Genomic DNA, 18,256 nt, shown 5'->3' on the forward strand with positions numbered 1-18,256 from the left:
CGCCTCGGAACGCCTCCGCCGTCACCGCCGGCGACGGTGGCCGCGGCGACGTCAGCGGGCGATCGAGCGGAACAGGTCCACCAGGCGGTCGGCGTGCGCGTCGAAGGTGTGCCGATCCCGCGCGGCCAGCGCCGCGGCGTGCCCCGCCCGGGTCGCGACCTCCTCGTGCAGCACCGCGGCGACGTCGTCGGCCGAGCGGTAGAACAGCCCGGTCCCGTCCTCGCGCAGCACCCGCTCCACCGACACCCGCGAGCCCGGGTTGGCCTGCTGCAGCAGCGGCAGTCCCGCGGCCAGGCACACCGGCAGCCGGGCGGGGGAGTTGAGGTCGTCCCAGGTGGCCCGGCGCAGGTCGCCGCCGTTGGCCGAGTCGAAGCGGTGCAGCCAGCCGGCGTCGTGGCGGGACAGCTCGCGCACCCAGTCCTCGGGCCCGACCGCCGGGTGCACGTGCACGAACCCCGGCGCGCGGGCCAGCGCCTCCTCCAGCCAGCCGGTCCAGGAGCCCTTCGGCCCGGGCGCGCGCACCTGCCCGTAGAGGTGCGTGTGCACCCCACGCTGGGCCAGGGCCAGCACCCAGTCCAGGTCCAGCCCGGAGGGCCGGCCGACGACGGCGGCGTGCGGCTGCCCGTCGGCGTCCGACAGCTTCGGTGACGGCGGCGCGTCGAGCCAGTCGCGCTTGGGCAGGTCGCCGTCGAGGACACCGAGCCGTGCGGGGTCGACCCGGCCGGACAGCGCGAGGGCGAACCAGTCGCGCTCCTCCTCGGTGGCCAGCAGGACGGCGTCGGCGCCGCAGACGAGGTCGGCCAGCAGCGGCCACTCCCCGCGGACGACGCTGCGCTGCGGCGCCTCCTTGAAGTGCCAGACGAACGGCAGGTCGGGGAAGGCGGTGCGGACGGCGTGCGCGAACGGCACCGCCCGCCAGTTCAGCTGCGCCCAGACGACGTCGGGGGCCAGGGCCCGCACGCCGTCGCGCCAGGAGTCGCGGTCGACGTCGGGGACGGAGCCGAACGGCAGCGGGCCGACGGTCGCGTCGCCCAGCCCGTCGGCGGTCCACAGCCCGGTGAGCCGGTGCCCGCGCTCGGCCAGCGCCAGGACCCGCTCGGGGTTGAAGGCCAGCTCGCCGACGACGAGCACCGACAGCCCGTCGGGACCGGCCTCGTACGTGCGCGAGCGGAACCGCGCGTAGCGGGCCTCCTCGTCGAGGTCGCTGCCGTCGGTGGAGGCGAACCGCAGCGGCCCGGCCACGCGGTAGCGGGTGCGGAACACGTTGGGGCCGCCGTCGAAGGACTCCCGGATCGCCCGGGAGCGCTGGCCGGGGTGCTGCGTCCAGGCGCAGGTGACCCGGCCGGTGCCGGTCGCCGTCCCGCGCGCGCCCACCCGGGCCCACATCAGCCGGTCGAGGTCGTCGGTCTCGAGCTCCGCGCGCTCGGTCCAGCGGTCGCCGGTGCGGCGGTAGACCACCTGCACCAGCTGCGCGTACGGGGTGCCGGCGGGCTCGGCGAGCTCCGCGCGCACCAGCACCACCGCGGGGTCGGCGAGCCGGTCGAGCGCGGTGGCCAGGTGGTCGGGGAACCAGACGTCGTCGGCCGGCAGGTACGCGACCACCGGCGCGGTCGTCTCGTCCAGCGCCCGGTTGAGCGCCGCCCCCAGCCCCCGGTTGTCCTCGGTGCGCACCAGCCGCAGCCGCGGGTCGGCCGGGACGGTCACCGGCTCCCGCGACCCGTCGTCGACGACCACCGCCTCCCACGCCGTCTCCTCCTGCGCGAGCAGCGACTCCAGCGCGCGCGGCAGGAACGCCGCCTGCTCGTGCACCGGCACGAGCACGGCGACCCGGGGGGTCACGCGGCCGGCTCGAGGTCGGCCGTCAGGCCCCGTGCCCGGTCGTACACGGCGGCGACCCGCGCGGCGAGGGCCGGCCAGCCGTACTCGGCCGAGCGCGCCCGGGCGCCGGCGGCCAGCCGGTCCCGCAGCCCCGGCTCGGCGACGAGCCGGTCGAGCGCGGCGGCCAGCGCGCCGACGTCGCCCGGCGGGACGAGCAGCCCGGTGACCCCGTGCCGCACGACCTCGGGGATCCCGCCGACCTCGCTGGCCACCACCGGCAGGCCCGCGGCCATCGCCTCGGTGAGCACCGAGCCCATCTCCTCGTAGACCGAGGGCAGCACCAGCACGTCGAGGGAGGCGAGCACCGCCGGGACGCGGGCGTGCTCCACGAAGCCCGCCAGGGTGATCCGGTCGGCGGCGGGGCTCTCGGCGGCCAGCCGGTGCACCAGCGCCCGGTCCGGGCCGTCGCCGACCACGACCAGCGACGCCGTCTCCCGCATCCGCCCGAACGCCTGCACCAGGGTGCCGGGGCTCTTCTGCGGCGCCAGCCGGCCGACGTAGCCGATCCGCGGCCGCGGCGTCCCGGGGAGGACGTCGCCGGTGTCGCCGGTGAACAAGGCCGGGTCGAACCCCGACGGGATGGTGCGGATGCGCGCGGCCGGCACGCCGTCCTCGCGCAGCGCCGCGGCGGTCCGCCCGGTCAGCACGACGACGGCGTCCGCGCGGCGGAGCGTGCTGCGCTCGATCCAGCCGCCCAGCGCGCGCAGCAGCCGCACCTTCGGGCCGCCGCCGGTGAGGGTGTGCCCGACGCTGCAGTGCACCGTGACCACCAGCGGGCAGCGGTGGACGCGGGCGGCGAGGCGGCCGAGCGGCAGGGTGGCGAGGTCCTCGCCCTGGTGAGCGTGCACGACGTCGACCGGTGCCCGGCGGCCGGCGCGCAGCACCGCCGGCAGGCCGCGCAGCGCCCACAGCTGGCGCAGCCGCGGGACCGGCAGCCCCGTGCGGTGCACCCGCGCGGACGCGCCCAGCGGCGTGACCCCCGCCGGACCGGCCAGCCGGGCGGTCACCACCGTCTGCCGCACCCCGCGGGCGTCCAGGCAGCGGGTGAGCGTCGCGGTGTGGTTCTGCATGCCGCCGATCGGGTCGAACCGCGCCGCGCGGGCGTCCAGCTCACCGGGCAGTGCGCCCGGCCGCGCCCGGCCGGTCGCCGCGCGGGGTTCGAACACGCTGCACAGGCGCAGCACGTGCAGGTCGGCGGCAGGGCGGGACACGCAGGGGACCTCCGGTTCCTCGGCAGGGGGACCCGTAGTGCACCACGAGTTAGCGCACGGCACAGCCGGGGCAGAGGGCCCGGGTGATCACGCCCCTCGCCGACCCCGCCGTCCGCCGGGTGGCGCTCGTCCGGCTCCGGGTGGGCCTGGGCGACCTGCTGTGCACCGTGCCCGCGCTGCGCCGGCTGCGCGCGGCGCGCCCCGACGTCGAGGTCACGCTGGTGACCTTCGGCCGGATGGCGCCGGTGGTCGACCGGCTCGGCGGCACCGTCGACTCCCTGCTCGCCTTCCCCGGCGCCCCCGGCGTCCCCGACGGCCCGGTCGACCCCGCGGGCTGGGCGCCGTTCACCGCCGCCGCCCGCGCGCGCCGCTTCGACCTCGGCCTGCAGGCCTACGGCGACCGGCCGGCCGCCAACCGGGTGACCGCCGCGCTCGGCGCCCGGCTGACCGGCGGCTTCGCGCCCACCGGCTGGGACCCTCCGGCCGGCAGCGAGGCGCTGCACCTGCGCTACCCGCTGCACCTGCACGAGGCCGCGCGGCACGTCGCGCTGCTCGAGCACCTGGGACTGCCGCCCGGCGGCGAGGCGGCCATGGACTTCCCGGTCACCACCGACGACGAGGCCGAGCACGCCGCCACGCTGGCCGCGCACGGCCTGGTGCCCGGCCGCTACGCCGTCCTGCACCCCGGCGCGTCGGCCCCCACCCGCCGCTGGCCGGTGGACCGCTACGCCGCGGTGGGTGACGCGCTGGCCGCCGACGGGCTGGCCGTCGTCGTCACCGGGGTCGCCACCGAGCGCGACGTCTCCGCGCGCGTGGTCGCCGCGATGCGTGCCCCGGCCGTCGACCTCACCGGCGCCACCGGCCTGGGCGGCCTCGCCGCACTGCTGCGCGACAGCGCCGTCCTCGTCGGCAACGACACCGGCTCGGCGCACCTGGCCGCCGCCGTCGGCGCGCGCAGCGTCACCGTCTTCCTCCCCGGTGACCCGGTGCGCTGGGCACACCCCGGACCGCGGCACCGCGCCCTGACCCCGACCGTCGCCTGCGCGCCGTGCCCGCACCTGGCCTGCCCGATCGAGTTCCGCTGCGCGCTGACGGTCGACCCCGCCGACGTCGCCGGCGCGGCGCGGGAGCTGGCGGCCCCGTGAGGGTCTCGTTCGTCGCCGACTCCGATGCCTGGGGCGGCGCGGAGGTGTGGCTGAGCCACCACCTGCGCCGCGCCGCGGACAACGGGGCGACGGCGTCGCTCGTCTGCGCCGAGCCGGTGGCCGGCGGCTTCGCCTCCCTCGGCCTCGACCGCGCCCTCGTCCCGCTGACCCGGCACACCGCCACCGCACCGGCCACCCGGGCGGCACTCGCGGCGCAGTGCCCCGACGTCGTCGTGGTCAACCTCGTCGACCCCGCGTCCAACGCGGCCGCCGTCGCCGCGGCCCAGCAGGTCGCGCCCACCGTCGGCGTCCTGCACCTGGTGGGCGACACGGGGACGGGGGAGGAGCGCGCCGCGCTCACCGCGCTGTACCGGCGCATGGCGGCGGTGGTCAGCCCGTCGGCGCAGGGGCGGGGCCAGCTGGTCGCCGAGCTCGGCGTCGACCCCGCACGGGCGCACGTGGTGCCCAACGGCGTGGACGTCCCGACCGACCCGGCGGGTCCGGCCGGGAACCCGGTGCCGCGGGTCGGCGCCTTCGGCCGGCTGACCGCGCAGAAGGGATTCGACGTGCTGCTGGCCGCGCTGCGCCGCGTCGATGCGCCGTTCGAGGCCGTCATCGGCGGCGCCGGGCGCGACGGCGACGCGCTGCGGGCCGCGGCGGCGGGCCTGCCGGTGACCTTCCCGGGGTGGGTGTCCGACGTCCGCGGGTTCCTCGCCGGGCTGGACCTGTTCGTGCTGTCCTCGCGCGTCGAGGCGCTCCCGCTGGTGCTGCTCGAGGCGATGGCCGAGGGCCTGCCGTGCGTGGCCACCGACGTCGGCGACGTGCGCCGGGCGGTGGGGGAGGACGCGGTCGTCGTCCCGGTCGAGGACGCCGGCGCGCTCGCCGACGCGGTCGCCGGACTGCTCGCCGACCCCGCGCGGCGGGCCGCCCTGGGCGTGCGGGCCCGGGAGCGCGCGGTGCGCGACCTCGGCGCCGACCTGATGGCCGCGCGGACGTTCCGGGTCCTGTCCGGCGCGGCGGGCGGTCCTCCGGTCAGTGGCCCGCGGTGAGCGGGCGGACCGATCCCGACGCCCAGCGAGCCGCCGTCCGGAAAGCAGGGCCCCTCGCCCAGTGAGGCCGGCGCGACCACCGGTGCCTCGGAGCAGACGGACCACGTCCGGAAGGGCGACGACCGGCACGGGCACTCCGGCGCGCAGGGCAGGAGCAGGAGCCGAGGAGGCCCCACCCACGAGACCGGGGGGCGGCGGCGTCCCTCCGTCAGGCGCCGCCGCTCCCCGGCCGGTCTACCCGGCGGTCCCGCCGGTGGTGGGCAGCCCGTCGGCCACCCAGGCCCGGTGCCCGCCGATCACGTCGGCGGCCTTCGTGAGGCCCAGCGCGCGCAGCGCGTCGGCGGCCAGGCTGGAGGTGTAGCCCTCCTGGCACAGCACCACGACCTCGACGTCGTAGCCGGTGGCCTGCGGGAGCCGGGCGTCGCTCTCGGGGTCGAACCGCCACTCCAGGTGGTTGCGCTCGACGACCAGCGCGCCGGGCACCTCGCCGTCGGCCTCCCGCTGCGACTGCGGCCGGATGTCGACCAGCAGGGCGCCGTCGGCGACGCGCTGCGCCGCCTCGACGGGCGTCAGCCGGGTGATGCGGGACCGGGCCTCCGCCAGCAGCTGGTCGACGCTCCGGGCGCCGGGCGGACGCGAGCCGCTCACCAGTCGACGCCGGCGCGCTCGGTACCGGTGTGCAGGAGGACACCGGACTCGAGGGCGTAGGTGCTCATCTGCCGGAGGGCGGGGGTGTAGGCGTGCACGCTCACGGCCGCCACCGTGCCCCGGTTGGTCACCCGGTGCACGTGGTGCGGGCCGAACGGGCGCACCCGCCCGGCCGACAGCTCGACCGACACCTCCCGGACGGCGCCGGCCGGGCCGCCGACGGTGTCCTCGGTCAGCGCGCCCCGGACGACGGCGAACGCGCCCGCCGACCCGCCGTGGTCGTGCAGCGGCGTGCCCTGGCCGGGCAGCCAGGTGAGCAGCCAGACCTGGGCGCCGGCGACGTCGGCCGCCGCCGACGGGTCGAGCAGCGCGGCCGCCTCGTCGGCGGGCAGCAGCCCGGTCCAGCGGCCGTCCTCCCGGAACGCGACGCGGGGCAGCCACGCGTCGGCGACGGCGGCGAGGGCAGCCGCGACCGCGGCCGCGGAGGTGGAGCGGGTGACGGACCCGGGGTCGTGGGCGACGTCGGACAGCAGGGAGGTCATGGAGGTCTCCGGGTGCGGGCGCGCGAGGGCCCCGTCCTGGGGCGGCGCGAGAGGTGGCGGGCGGCCGGGGGGTCAGGCGGCCGGACAGAGCGCGCTGGCCACCCGCAGCAGGTCCACGGCGGACCGGCGGGTGAGCGTCAGGGTCTGTGCCACCCCTCCATGTGACCCCGGTCCCCAATCCGTGTCAAGTCGATCGGCCTGGTAGGGATTGCGGCATGACGGCGAGGGGACCGCGGGCGTCAGTCGGGGACGACGACGGTGCGCAGCTCGTGCGCGCCGTCCTCCCGGGTGGCCTCGTAGAACCAGCGCGCCCCACCGCCGGGCAGCGCGACGACGTCGGCGTAGCGCAGCCCGTGCGGGGCGTGCGGGCTCTGCAGGTACGGGCCGCCGGGCACCGGCCGGAAGGCGCCGCCGTCGAGCCGGGCGAGGCCGGTGCGCTCCTCCCAGTTCTCCTCGGCTGTGGCCCGGCCGTCGTAGAGCGCCCAGCTGCGGTCCCCGTCGAGCACCACCGTGCTGATGCGCGTGCCGCGGGCGTCCCAGCCACCCGGGGTGCCGGCCAGGGCGGTGCCGTGCCAGGTCCAGGTCACGCCGTCGGGGCTGGTGGCGTGCTCGGTGGTCATCCGGTCGGTGGCGCCGGGGTCGTCGAGCGGGTGGACCGAGGCCCACAGGTGCCACTGCGTGCCGTCCCAGCGGACCACCGGGTCCTTCGGCGCCTCGGTGGCGCTGCCGGGGAGCACGGTGCGCGCCTCCGCCGTCGCCAGGCCCGCCACGGTCCCGGCCTCGAGCAGGTCCACGCGCCAGTGCTTCGTGCCCGGCGTCGCGCAGCTGACGTAGAGCCGCCAGCGACCATCCGGGGTGTGCACGAGCGCGGGCCGCTCGAGCGACTCGGCGCCGAAGCGGTCCTTGCCGACCGCGACCACCGGCTCGAACCGCACGCCGTCGTCGGAGCGGGCCACCACGTTGCCGAAGCCGCGACCCTCGCCGACCGGGCGGCGCAGCCGGTAGGCCAGCCACCAGACACCGTCGACGAGCTGGGCCGACGGGCCGCCGGCCCACGACCCCGGGCGCGGGTCCTCCGGCTCGACGACGACCGTCGCACCACTCCAGAAGGCGTCGGCCACCGGCGGGCGGGGCACGGTCACGGGGCGTCTCCGTTCGGGGAGGGGGACAGACCTGCCCGTGTGTACACGGCGGGCCGTCGCGGACCGGGAGGGGACCGATGAGCACCGACGCCGACCGCCTGCCGCAGTTCGTGATCGCCGGGGCGCCGAAGGCCGGGACGACGGCGCTGCACGCCGCGCTGGCCACCCACCCCGGGCTGTACCTCTCGCCGGTGAAGGAGCCGAAGTACTACCTGACCGGCGGCCGGCCGCCGCCGCGCAGCGGGCAGCGGGGTCCCGGGGATGCGCACAGCGCGCAGGAGTGGGTGTGGCGCCGCGAGGAGTACCTGCGCCTCTTCGACGGCGCCCCGGCCGGTGCCGTCCGCGGGGAGAGCACGCCGTTCTACCTGCACGACCGCGCCGCGCAGCGCCGGCTGGTGGCCGACGTGCCCGGCATCCGCGTCGTCGCGATCGTGCGGGACCCGGTGGACCGGGCGTGGTCGAACTGGGTGCACCTGCGTGCCGACGGACTCGAGCCCGAGGCCGACTTCGCCGCCGCCGTCGAGCGGGAGGAGTCCCGCGTGGCGGCCGGCTGGGCGCCGTTCTGGCGGTACCGGGACCTCGGCCGCTACGGCGAGCAGCTGCGCGACCTGTACACCCTGCTGCCGCGGGCGCAGGTGCTGCTGCTGCGGTACCGGCAGTTGGTGGACACCCCCGACAAGACGCTCGACCGGGTCAGCGCCTTCCTCGGCGTCGAGCGCGGGATGGCGCACACCGTGCCGCCGGAGAACGTCAAGCCGTACGTGGCCGACACCCTGCGCCACCGGGCGCTGGCCCGGGTGACCCGCGCCGGTGCGGCCCTGGGCGCCTACACGCCCCCGCAGGTGTGGCGGCAGGTGTCCCGCCCGCTGCTGGCCGCGCTTCACGCCGGCCGGGCCCCGCGCCCGCCGATGCCGGTCGAGGTGCGGCGGGAGGTGCTCGCGCCGCTGCTGCCCGACATCGCGCTGCTCGAGGAGCTCACCGGCGAGTCCTTCGACGACTGGCGCCGCGACACCGGCCGCGGCGACTTCCGCTCCCGCCGCCAGGGCTGACCAGCGCTGCACCCGGTAGGTGGGGTGGTGCACACCGGGGAGACCTCCACCGCGACCCGGGTGAGCCGGTGCCGGCCGACCCCGGCGAGTCGTGGGCCGGTCGATGTCCCATCACCGGGCCCTACATCGACGCCCACGCACGTGCTGACGGGGCCTGCCCGGGCCGGGGGACCGGTCTGGGCACGCCTCATCGCCGTGTCCGTCCGGCGGTTCGATGACGACTGTCGAGCGGTCGTACGGATCCGTGGACAAGCTCTTGACCTGCGGAAACAGGTCGCCGCTCGCGTCTGGTCGCGGTAGACTTCGTACATGCGTTCGGATGACTGGCAGCTGGGTGACGTGCTCGACGACGTCGCCGGGCTGTTCGCCGAGCGCAACCGGATCGACGCCGCGCTGGCCCGCCGTGTTCGGGCCGCGGAGCTGGCGCAGGCCCCGGAGCGGGACGGTCAGCGGTCGATGGCTGCGTGGTTGCGGGGGCACTGCCGGCTCTCCGGTGCCGAGGCGTCGCGGGTGGTGACCGCCGGGCGCGCGCTGGAGCACCTGCCCGCGCTGGCCGAGGCGGCCGAGGCGGGGCTGGTGTCGGCCGGTCAGGTCGCCGAGGCGGCGAAGGCGGTGACGCCGCGGCGGCTGGCGGTGGCAGCGGCCGCCGGGGTGGACCTGGCGGTCATCGACGCGGTGTTCACCGGCGTCGCCAGTGAGCAGCCGCACGCCGACCTGGTGGCGGTGGTGGCCCGCTACCTGCTCGGGCTGGAGCCCGACGGACCCGAGCCGGACCCCACCGAGGGCCGGTCTCTGACCATCGTGCGGCACGCCGACGGCACCGTGACCTTCTCCGGCCGCCTCGACCCCGTGGGTGCGGAGAAGTTCCAGACGGCGGTGGAGGCGCACGTGCAGGCCGACCGGCCCGCCGGGGACGAGCGCACCCGCGCCCAGCGGCAGGCCGACGCCCTGGTGCAGACCTGCGACAACGCCCTGTCGGCGGGCTCGGTGCCGGTGCTGCGCACCGTCAAGCCCCACGTCGCGGTGCGGATCGACATCGGGGACCTGGCGACCGGTGAGGGGACCGCGCAGCTGGGGTCCGGCGCGGTGATCTCTGCAGCGAGAGCCCGCTGGCTGGCCTGCGACGGCGGCATCGCCCGGATCGTGTTCGGCCCCGACGGCGTCCCGCTCGACGTGGGACGCGAGCAGCGCCTCGTCAGCGGAGCGCTGCGGCGGGCGGTCGAACTGCGGGACGGCGGCTGCGTGTTCACCGGCTGCGACGCCCCGAACTCCTGGTGCGACGTCCACCACCTGGTGCACTGGATCGACGGCGGCGACACCAGCCTCGACAACTCAGCCCTGCTCTGCGAACGCCACCACACCCAGGTCCACCACGGCTACCGGGTCGAACGACGACCCGAGGGGCGATGGCGCACCTGGCGACCCGACGGCACCGAGATCACCGTCCCCGCACCCCTGGCACCCACGGCTGCGTGAATCGGCGGGGCTGGCAGGCTGGGCGCGCCGACCACCGACCCGAGGACGCCATGCCCCCGGACCCGATCGCCAGCGGCGCGCCCCCGTCGGGACCGCGTGCCACCGCGGCCGTGCCGTTCGGCACCGCCGTCCGCGCGTGGTTCCTCATCTCGCTGCAGACCTTCGGCGGCCCGGCCGGCCAGATCGCGGTCATGCAGCGCACGTTGGTCGACGAGAAGCGCTGGATCGGTCAGCGCCGCTTCCTGCACGCCCTCAACTACTGCACCCTGCTGCCCGGGCCGGAGGCCCAGCAGCTGGCCACCTACGTCGGATGGCTGCTGCACGGCACCCGCGGGGGCCTGGTCGCCGGCGGCCTGTTCGTCCTGCCCGGCGTGGTCGCGCTCCTGGCGCTGTCGGCCGTCTACGTCGCCTACGGCACCACCACCGCCGTCACCGCGCTGTTCACCGGCCTCGCCGCGGCCGTGCTCGCCATCGTCGTGCAGGCGGTCATCCGCGTCGCCAGGAAGGCGCTCGACAGCCGCGCCCTCGTGGTCCTCGCGGTGCTCGCCTTCGCCGCGCTGGCGCTGTTCGCCGTCCCGTTCCCGGTCGTCGTCGCCCTCGCCGGCGTCGCCGGCTGGTCCCTCGGGCGGTGGCGGCCCTCCGCCCTGCCGCAGGAGAAGGCCGCCGACGCGGCCGACGGCGGCCCGGCGCCGGTGGTCTCCGACGACGTCCTGCACCACGAGGCCCCGACGACCCGCCGCACGCTCCGGGTGCTGCTCGTCGGGCTGGGGGTCTGGGCCGTGCCGGTCGCCGCGGTCGCCCTGCTCACCGGCGCCGGCAGCACGCTGACCGAGCAGGGGGTGTTCTTCTCCGGGGCGGCGGTGGTCACCTTCGGCGGCGCCTACGCGGTGCTGGCCTACGTCGCCCAGCAGGCCGTCGCGGTCTACGGGTGGCTTTCGCCGGGGGAGATGGTGCGCGGGCTGGCGCTGGCCGAGACCACGCCCGGCCCGCTGGTCATGGTCGTGCTCTTCGTCGCCTTCCTCGGCACCCACCGCGACCCCGGCTCCCTCGACCCGTGGGCCGCGGCGGTGATCGCCGCGCTCCTGGTCACCTGGGTGACGTTCGTGCCGAGCTTCCTGTTCGTCCTCCTCGGCGCCCCCTACATGGAGCGGCTGCGGGGCAACCGGTCGCTGTCGGCGGCGCTCACCGGCATCACCGCGGCCGTCGTCGGCGTGATCGCGAACCTGGGCGTCTACTTCGCCGTCCACACGCTGTTCTCGCGGACGGTCGACGTCGACCAGGGGCCGCTGGCGCTGGAGCTGCCCGACCCCACCACGCTGCGGCCGGTGCCGCTGGTCATCGCGCTGGTCGCGGCCGTGCTGCTCTTCCGGGTGCGGTGGTCGGTGCTGCGCACCCTCGGCGTATGCGCCGTCCTCGGCCTGGCCGCGGGGCTGGCGGGGCTGCCGGTCGGCTGACGCGGGTGACCGGCGGCCGGCCGGGTAGGGCCCCTGGCCGGAGGTGCGCGCAGGACGTGCGCGCCGCGGACGGGAGGCGACCGACATGGCCATCGCGACGATCAACCCGACGACCGGCGAGACGGTGACGACCTACGAGCCGCTGTCGGACGATGCCCTCGAGGACCGCATCGCCCGCGCGGCGGCCGCCTACCGGGCCTACCGGCTGACCAGCCCCGAGGAGCGGGTGGGCTGGCTGCGCTCGGCCGCCGACGTCCTCGAGGCCGACACCGGCGCCGTCGCCGAGCTCATGGTCACCGAGATGGGCAAGACGCTGGCCTCCGCGACGGCGGAGGTCGGCAAGTGCGTCACGGCGCTGCGGTACTACGCCGAGCACGGCCCGGCCATGCTCGAGCCGAAGCCCGCCGACGCCGCCGCCGTCGGGGCTCAGCAGGCCTTCGTCGTGCACCGGCCGATCGGCGTCGTCCTGGCGATCATGCCGTGGAACTTCCCGCTCTGGCAGGCGATGCGCTTCGCCGCCCCGGCGCTGGTGGCCGGCAACGTCGGCCTGCTCAAGCACGCCAGCAACGTGCCGCAGACGGCGCTGTACCTGGAGGAGCTGTTCCGCAGGGCCGGGTTCCCCGCCGACGTGTTCCAGACGCTGCTCATCGGCTCCTCGACCATCGAGCGGGTGCTGCGCGACGACCGCGTCGCCGCGGCCACCCTCACCGGCAGCGCCCCGGCCGGGCAGTCGGTGGCCGCCATCGCCGGCGACGTCCTGAAGAAGACCGTCCTCGAGCTCGGCGGCAGCGACCCCTTCATCGTCATGCCGTCGGCCGACCTCGACCGCGCCGCCGAGGTCGCGGTCACCGCCCGCTGCCAGAACAACGGGCAGAGCTGCATCGCCGCCAAGCGGTTCTTCGTGCACGCCGACGTCGCCGAGGAGTTCACCCGGCTCTTCGCCGAGAAGCTCGGCGCGCTCGTCGTCGGCGACCCGATGGAGGCGACCACCCAGGTCGGCCCGCTGGCCACCGAGTCCGGCCGGGAGGACGTCGAGCGGTACGTGCAGGACGCCGTCGACAAGGGCGCGACCGTCGTCGTCGGGGGCAACCGGCCCGACCGGCCCGGCTGGTACTACGAGCCGACGCTGCTCACCGGCATCACGCCCGAGATGGACCTCTACGACGAGGAGGTCTTCGGCCCGGTCGCGGCGCTGTGGACCGTGCGGTCCCTGGAGGAGGCGCTGGAGATCGCCAACAGCCACCCCTACGGCCTCGGCGCCAACCTGTGGAGCGAGGACGAGGACGAGCGGGCGACGTTCGTCCGCGACGTGGAGAGCGGCATGGCGTTCGTCAACGGCATGGTCACCAGCTACCCCGAGCTGCCCTTCGGCGGGGTCAAGCAGAGCGGCTACGGCCGGGAGCTCACCGAGCTCGGCATGTACGAGTTCATGAACGCCACGACCGTCTGGATCGGCCCGCCGAGCAGCGAGCAGGCGTCGGGGGACACCGCCAGCGCCTCCGAGTGAGACCGACCGCAGAAGACCGACCGCAGAAGACCGACCGCAGAAGACCGGCCGAGTGACCGGCGCGGACCGCGGGTAGGCCGCTGCGCACGACCGGCCCCTCAGCAGCGGGGACGCCGGCCGACGACCCGACGGGTGCGCTCGGCACCCGGACAGGAGCACTCGTGACGACGACGACCACGGACAACCACTTCCTCGCCCAGGCCGTCCACGACCTCGGCGCCGCACTGTGGTTCGGCGGCTCGGTGATGGGAGTCGCCGGCGTCAACAAGTCCGGCAGCGACCTGACCTCCGGCATCGACAAGGTCCGGGTGGCCAGCTCCGCCTGGGGCCGGTTCTCGCCGGCGCAGTGGGGCGGCATCCTCGCCACCCTCGGGACCGGGCTGCAGCTGACCAGCACCAACAAGACCCGGCTGGCCCTGCAGGAGGGCTACGGGCGGGTCGGCGCGGTCAAGGCGGCCCTGACCGTGGCCGGGGCGGGCGCCACCGCCTTCGCCGCCTACTCGGGCGGCAAGATCGGCAAGCTGGCCGAGCAGGCCGACCGCGACGGCGGCCTCGACGTCAAGGACGCCACGCTGCCCTCGGCCGGGACGCCGCCGGAGGTCGCCACCTGGCAGGGGCGGCAGCGGGTCGCGCAGGCCGCCGTCCCGCTGCTGGCCGGCGGCGTGATCGTGTGCAACGCCTGGCTGGTGCAGGCCTACCGTCCGGCGTCGACCCTCAAGGGCCTGCTGGGCAAGGTGCTGCCCGGCTGATCAGCGGGCCTCCGGCTCCCCGCCGCCGTCGGCCAGCCGCACCCGGCGACCCGGGTGGCGCCCGGCCACCAGGCCGACCAGCCGCCCGGTCGGCCCGGCGGCCCCCACCAGGTTCAGCCCCGGTGGGCCGGCGGCGGCGGCGACCAGCGTGTCGGCCGCGTCGACGTCGAGGAAGTGCAGGTCGGTGACGTCCCAGGTCACCGGGCGGGTGGCCCGGGACGTCGCGGCCAGCACCGCCCGCAGCGCGTCGGGGTCGGCCGACGACAGCTCACCGGCCAGCCGCAGCACCGAGCCGTCCCGGACGAGACGGAAGACGCCGTCGTCGTACTCGGCCGTGGCGTCGTGCTCGGCGTCGTGCAGGGCGGTGAGCTCCTCGCGCTGGCCCGGCAGGAGCAGGTCGCGGAAGTAGGGGCAGAGCACCGTGAGCGGCAGGGTCGCGGTCAGCTCGGTCACCACGGCCTCGAAGTCGTTGCGCCCCGGCGTGGTCAGCGCCCCGGTGAAGCGGACACCGCGCTGCCCGCCGGCCAGGGAGTCGGTGATCGCGGCGCGCAGCACGTGCGGGTCCGGGGGCAGCACGAGCACCGCCCCGGCGTTCGCCGGCAGGCCCTGCCGCCGCAGGCGGGCGCGCAGCCGTTCCTCGCGGTCCTCCACCCCGATGAGCAGGACCCGTTCGCCCCGGCGCACGCCCTCGGCGACGAAGTCACCCACGACCTGGGCGTGCGCCTCCTCGCTGTCGAGCACGACCCAGTCGTGCCGGCCCACGCTCACCGCGCGTTGCGCGCCGCCAGGGACCGCCGTCGTTCCACGGTGCACCGCCGCACCTCCAGCCGGGACCTGCCCGGGACGAGGGAGTGCGCGACGTCCGCTGTTCGATCCGTCGCGGTTCTCCGGTGGCCGCGATGGTGCCACCGGAGTGCGCGACACGCCCACGACCACCCCCGAGAGTGAGGCAGTGGACACGCGCCGCTCAGGTCGGGGCGCCTTCGTGCCGAACCCACCGGCGTGACCGCCACCCCGAGGACGCAGGCCGAGCGCGAGGACGTGCTCGCCACCCTGCTCCGGTTGCCCGACGCCGTGCTGGCCGCCGTCGCCTCCGACGGCGTCCTCGTGCCCATGCCGGCCTCGGTCGGCATCGCCCCGCAGCGGGCCATGACCCCACCGGCCGACCGCGCCACGCTCCTCGACGTGATCCTGCCCGCCGAGGCGATGCTCGTGATCACCGCCTGGGAGCGCGCCCGCAGCCACGGCGTGGGGCTGGCCACGGTGCACGGGCGCCGCGAGCCCGACGTCGCGCTGTCCCTGACCTTCGTCGACGTCCGCGATTCCCACGGCGTCGTCGTCTGCGCGCTCGACGTGGTCGCCTCCGGCACCCCGGCCGGCGACGGCACCGCGCCGCTGGCCGGCCTGGAGGTCTCCCGCCGGCCGCGCACCGCGACGGTCCGCAAGACCGCCCTGGCGGTCGTCACCGAGATCGACGAGCGCACCACCCGGATGCTGGGCTGGACGGCGGCGCAGATGGTCGGCCAGCGCTCCTCGGACTTCGTCCACCCCGACGACCAGGAGCGGGCGATCGCCACCTGGCTGGAGCTGCTGTCCCGCCAGGACTCCCAGCGGGTCCGGCTGCGGCACCGGCGCGCCGACGGCACCTGGGCGTGGCTGGAGCTGGAGAACCAGTACGTGCCGGCCGACGACCCCGCCGACGCCGTCGTCGTCACGCAGATGAGCGACGTCTCCGACGAGATGGCCGCGCACGAGGCACTGCAGCAGCAGGAGCGGCTGCTGCGGCGCCTGACCGAGTCGCTGCCGCAGGGCATCGCCCAGCTGACCCCCGACCGGGAGGTCGTGCACAGCAACTCGCGGCTGCCGGTGGTCCTCGGCGTGCCGGCCGTGCGCACGTGGGACGACGTCGCCGCGGTCGTCGACGAGGGTGCCCGCGCGGCGCTGGACACCGCGCTGTCCCGGGCGCTCGGCGAGGGGGTCGACGCGACCCTCGAGGTGGCCGTCCACACCCCGGCCGGCGAGGGGCGGGTGTGCGCGGTGAGCCTGGTCGCGCTCGGCGACCGCGAGGGCGCCCCGGGCGCGCTGGTGTGCGTCGCCGACGTGACCGACAGCGCCCGGATGCGCGAGGAGCTCACCGCCAAGGCCACCTTCGACCCGCTCACCGGCTGCCACAACCGGGCCTCGACGATGGCCGTGCTGGAGGCGTCCCTCGCCGAGGGCGCCACGGCGGTGGTCTTCGTCGACCTCGACGACTTCAAGCCGGTCAACGACACCCTCGGCCACGACGCCGGCGACGAGCTGCTGGTCACCACGGCCGCCCGGCTGGCCGGCGTGCTCCGCCGCGACGACATCGTCGGGCGCATCGGCGGCGACGAGTTCCTCGTCGTCAGCCGTGGTGTCGACGGCGACGACGCAGCGGTGGCGCTCGGCGCGCGGATCCGGGCCGCCCTTGCCGTCCCCGCCGAGATCAGCGCGGGCACCGTGCCGCTGCAGGCCAGCCTGGGCATCGCCTGGGCCGGCCCGGGCACCGACGGGGCCGTGCTGACCAAGCGCGCCGACCAGGCCATGTACCTGTCCAAGCAGGGCCACCGCGGCGAGCCGGTGCTGTGGACGCAGGACGTGGCCGCCCCCGCCCGGTGACCCGCCGCCGCTAGCGTCGCGGGGTGACCGGCACCGTCCGAGACGCCACCCTGCGCGACGCCGCGGCCTGCCGGGACGTCTACGCCCCCTACGTCACCGGCACCGCCGTCTCCTTCGAGGCCGAGGCCCCGACTGCGGAGGAGATGGCCCGGCGGATCGCCGCCGCCCAGGAGCGCCACGCGTGGCTGGTCCTCGACGACGGCGGGGCGGTGCGCGGTTTCGCCTACGGCGGACCGTTCATGGCCCGGGAGGCCTACCGGTGGTCGTGCTCGGTGAGCGTCTACCTCGAGCCCGGCCGGCGGCGCACCGGCGCCGGCCGGTTGCTCTACGGCGCGCTGTTCGACCGGCTCGCCGCCCGCGGGTACCGGCGCGCCCTGGCCGGCGTCGCCCTGCCCAACGAGGCCAGCCTCGGCCTGCACCGGGCGCTGGGCTTCGAGGACGTCGGCACCTATCGGCGGGTGGGCTGGAAGGACGGCGCCTGGCACGACGTCACCTGGCTGCAGCGCGACCTCGGACACGACGTCGACGGCCCGCCCGCCGAGCCGCGGTGACGGCCGGCCGGCTCTACTCTCCGGCCCGTGCGTGCGCTGCTGACCAGTTTCCGCAACTTCGCCTTCTCGGGGAGCCTCGTCGACCTCGCCGTCGGCCTGGCCATCGGGGCGGCCTTCGCCACGGTGGTCGAGTCCCTGGTGGGGGACGTCATCCTGCCGCTGGTCGCGGCCGTGTTCGGACAGCCGGACTTCGACGCCCTCGTGCTCACCGTCAACGGCTCGCAGATCCGCTACGGGTCCTTCCTCACCGCGTTCGTCTCGTTCCTGCTGCTCGCGGTGACGATCATGTTCCTCGTCCAGGCCGTCCGGCGGGCCACCGGCCGCGAGACCGCCGGCGCGCAGGGCAGCCGCGAGTGCGACCACTGCAAGAGCTTCATCCCGGTCGACGCCTCGGTGTGCATGTTCTGCACGCGCGACGTCGAGCCCGTGGTGCCCTGAACCCGGTGGTGCCCTGAAGGCTCCGGTGCCCTGAACCCGGTGGTGCCCTGACCGCCGGGGTGCCAGCATCCGCGGCGTGGACCTGGTCGCCTCCCTGCCGGCCTTCCTGCTGGCCGTCCTGCTCATCTCGGCGTCACCGGGCCCGGCGATGGCGCTGATCCTGCGCCGCGCCGCGCTGCGGGGGTTCCGCGCCGCCGTCCCGACCGTCCTCGGCCTCGAGCTCGGCCTCTACCTCTGGGCGCTGCTGGCCGCGGCGGGGTTCGCGGCGCTGGTCGCCGCGTCGGAGCTGGCGTTCCTGGTGCTGCGGGTCGTCGGCGCCGTCGTGCTCGTGTGGCTGGGCGTGCAGGCCTGGCGCGCCGCCTGGCGCCAGCGGCGCGGTGCCGCGGCGGCGGGGGACGTGCACGACGACCTCGCGGTACCCGCGACCGCGGGCCGCCGTGGCTGGTGGACGGCGCTGGGGGAGGGGCTGCTGGTGCAGCTGGCCAACCCGAAGGCCGCCGTCTTCATGATCGCCTTCTACCCGCAGTTCGTGCTGGCGGACCGGCCGCTGGTGGCCACCACCGCGGTCCTCGCCCTGGTGCAGGTGGTCGTGGAGACCGTGCTGTACCTGTCGCTGGCCGCCGGGGTGGCCCGGGCCGGGGCGTGGTTCCGTCGGCGCCGGGTGCGGCAGGCGCTGGAGGCGGTCAGCGGCACCGTGCTCGTCGGCCTCGGCGTCCGGGTGGCCGTCTCCAGCCGCTGACCGGCGACCCACCCTGTCCCACGGGCTACGGTTCCCGC

17 protein-coding genes are annotated in these 18,256 nt (G+C 76.6%); 11 read left to right on the top strand and 6 right to left on the bottom strand.

Annotation, left to right across the window (positions count from 1 at the left end; all coding sequences use genetic code 11):
* Nucleotides 1-51 precede the first annotated feature (51 nt).
* Entirely contained in the window at nucleotides 52-1,839 is a 1,788-nt protein-coding gene (locus BM165_RS00695; RefSeq protein ID WP_075011609.1) for a glycosyltransferase, read from the bottom strand.
* Nucleotides 1,836-3,089 (bottom strand): glycosyltransferase, encoded by a 1,254-nt coding sequence (locus BM165_RS00700; protein ID WP_075011610.1) that lies wholly within the window; start codon nucleotides 3,087-3,089, stop codon nucleotides 1,836-1,838. The genes BM165_RS00695 and BM165_RS00700 overlap by 4 nt, the downstream gene beginning before the upstream one ends.
* Nucleotides 3,090-3,172: 83 nt before the next feature.
* On the opposite strand from BM165_RS00700, the gene BM165_RS00705 reads away from it, so the two are divergent.
* Both BM165_RS00705 and BM165_RS00710 read left to right on the top strand, forming a co-directional pair.
* The gene (locus tag BM165_RS00705) at nucleotides 3,173-4,234 is read left to right on the top strand and encodes a glycosyltransferase family 9 protein (protein WP_075011611.1); all 1,062 of its coding nucleotides are present in this window, start codon (nucleotides 3,173-3,175) and stop codon (nucleotides 4,232-4,234) included.
* Nucleotides 4,231-5,283: a glycosyltransferase family 4 protein gene (locus BM165_RS00710; protein WP_075011612.1), complete on the top strand. Its 1,053-nt coding sequence runs from the start codon at nucleotides 4,231-4,233 to the stop codon at nucleotides 5,281-5,283. The genes BM165_RS00705 and BM165_RS00710 overlap by 4 nt, the downstream gene beginning before the upstream one ends.
* Before the next feature lie 234 nt (nucleotides 5,284-5,517).
* On the opposite strand, the gene BM165_RS00715 is transcribed toward BM165_RS00710, so the two are convergent.
* The 3 genes from BM165_RS00715 to BM165_RS00725 form a co-directional block, all read right to left on the bottom strand.
* On the bottom strand, nucleotides 5,518-5,931 hold the full coding sequence (locus tag BM165_RS00715; RefSeq protein WP_075011613.1) for a rhodanese-like domain-containing protein: 414 nt from the start codon (nucleotides 5,929-5,931) through the stop codon (nucleotides 5,518-5,520).
* Entirely contained in the window at nucleotides 5,928-6,473 is a 546-nt protein-coding gene (locus BM165_RS00720; RefSeq protein WP_075011614.1) for a cysteine dioxygenase, read from the bottom strand. The genes BM165_RS00715 and BM165_RS00720 overlap by 4 nt, the downstream gene beginning before the upstream one ends.
* Before the next feature lie 239 nt (nucleotides 6,474-6,712).
* Complete coding sequence (locus tag BM165_RS00725; protein WP_083426917.1) at nucleotides 6,713-7,615, bottom strand: glycoside hydrolase family 32 protein; 903 nt, start codon at nucleotides 7,613-7,615, stop codon at nucleotides 6,713-6,715.
* 77 nt (nucleotides 7,616-7,692) lie between these two features.
* Between BM165_RS00725 and BM165_RS00730 the strand changes: the two genes are divergently transcribed.
* The 5 genes from BM165_RS00730 to BM165_RS00750 all read left to right on the top strand — a co-directional run bounded on the left by BM165_RS00730 (nucleotide 7,693) and on the right by BM165_RS00750 (nucleotide 13,850).
* The gene (locus BM165_RS00730) at nucleotides 7,693-8,664 is read left to right on the top strand and encodes a sulfotransferase family protein (protein ID WP_075011615.1); all 972 of its coding nucleotides are present in this window, start codon (nucleotides 7,693-7,695) and stop codon (nucleotides 8,662-8,664) included.
* A 309-nt stretch (nucleotides 8,665-8,973) separates the two neighbouring features.
* Nucleotides 8,974-10,140 (top strand): HNH endonuclease signature motif containing protein, encoded by a 1,167-nt coding sequence (locus tag BM165_RS00735; RefSeq protein ID WP_075011616.1) that lies wholly within the window; start codon nucleotides 8,974-8,976, stop codon nucleotides 10,138-10,140.
* A 50-nt stretch (nucleotides 10,141-10,190) separates the two neighbouring features.
* Entirely contained in the window at nucleotides 10,191-11,594 is a 1,404-nt protein-coding gene (gene chrA, locus BM165_RS00740) for a chromate efflux transporter (RefSeq protein WP_075011617.1), read from the top strand.
* Between the two features lie 85 nt (nucleotides 11,595-11,679).
* The gene (locus BM165_RS00745; protein ID WP_075011618.1) at nucleotides 11,680-13,101 is read left to right on the top strand and encodes an NADP-dependent succinic semialdehyde dehydrogenase; all 1,422 of its coding nucleotides are present in this window, start codon (nucleotides 11,680-11,682) and stop codon (nucleotides 13,099-13,101) included.
* 161 nt (nucleotides 13,102-13,262) lie between these two features.
* A complete protein-coding gene (locus tag BM165_RS00750; RefSeq protein WP_075011619.1) occupies nucleotides 13,263-13,850 on the top strand; it encodes a hypothetical protein in 588 nt (195 codons plus the stop codon).
* Here BM165_RS00750 and BM165_RS24550 read toward each other — a convergent pair whose 3' ends face one another.
* Nucleotides 13,851-14,618, bottom strand: coding sequence for an MEDS domain-containing protein (locus tag BM165_RS24550; RefSeq protein ID WP_177225054.1), 768 nt, complete (start codon nucleotides 14,616-14,618; stop codon nucleotides 13,851-13,853).
* A 234-nt stretch (nucleotides 14,619-14,852) separates the two neighbouring features.
* Here BM165_RS24550 and BM165_RS00760 point away from each other — a divergent pair, with 234 nt between their 5' ends.
* From BM165_RS00760 to BM165_RS00775, 4 genes are all read left to right on the top strand, one after another.
* Entirely contained in the window at nucleotides 14,853-16,490 is a 1,638-nt protein-coding gene (locus tag BM165_RS00760; RefSeq protein WP_075011621.1) for a GGDEF domain-containing protein, read from the top strand.
* 23 nt (nucleotides 16,491-16,513) lie between these two features.
* The gene (locus BM165_RS00765) at nucleotides 16,514-17,041 is read left to right on the top strand and encodes a GNAT family N-acetyltransferase (protein WP_075011622.1); all 528 of its coding nucleotides are present in this window, start codon (nucleotides 16,514-16,516) and stop codon (nucleotides 17,039-17,041) included.
* A 27-nt stretch (nucleotides 17,042-17,068) separates the two neighbouring features.
* Nucleotides 17,069-17,479, top strand: a complete 411-nt coding sequence (gene mscL / locus BM165_RS00770) for a large conductance mechanosensitive channel protein MscL (protein ID WP_083426918.1) — start codon at nucleotides 17,069-17,071, stop codon at nucleotides 17,477-17,479.
* Between the two features lie 76 nt (nucleotides 17,480-17,555).
* Entirely contained in the window at nucleotides 17,556-18,218 is a 663-nt protein-coding gene (locus BM165_RS00775) for a LysE family translocator (protein WP_075011623.1), read from the top strand.
* The last annotated feature ends 38 nt before the right edge of the window (nucleotides 18,219-18,256 follow it).

This window comes from Geodermatophilus obscurus (assembly GCF_900115395.1).
In the GTDB taxonomy this organism is placed as follows: domain Bacteria; phylum Actinomycetota; class Actinomycetes; order Mycobacteriales; family Geodermatophilaceae; genus Geodermatophilus; species Geodermatophilus obscurus_B.

Coding starts and splice junctions, on each gene's coding strand:
- BM165_RS00720 (WP_075011614.1), bottom strand. CDS start 6,473: ATGACCTCCCTGCTGTCCGACGTCGCCCACGACCCCGGGTCCGTCACC.
- BM165_RS00745 (WP_075011618.1), top strand. CDS start 11,680: ATGGCCATCGCGACGATCAACCCGACGACCGGCGAGACGGTGACGACC.
- chrA (WP_075011617.1), top strand. CDS start 10,191: ATGCCCCCGGACCCGATCGCCAGCGGCGCGCCCCCGTCGGGACCGCGT.
- BM165_RS00730 (WP_075011615.1), top strand. CDS start 7,693: ATGAGCACCGACGCCGACCGCCTGCCGCAGTTCGTGATCGCCGGGGCG.
- BM165_RS00735 (WP_075011616.1), top strand. CDS start 8,974: ATGCGTTCGGATGACTGGCAGCTGGGTGACGTGCTCGACGACGTCGCC.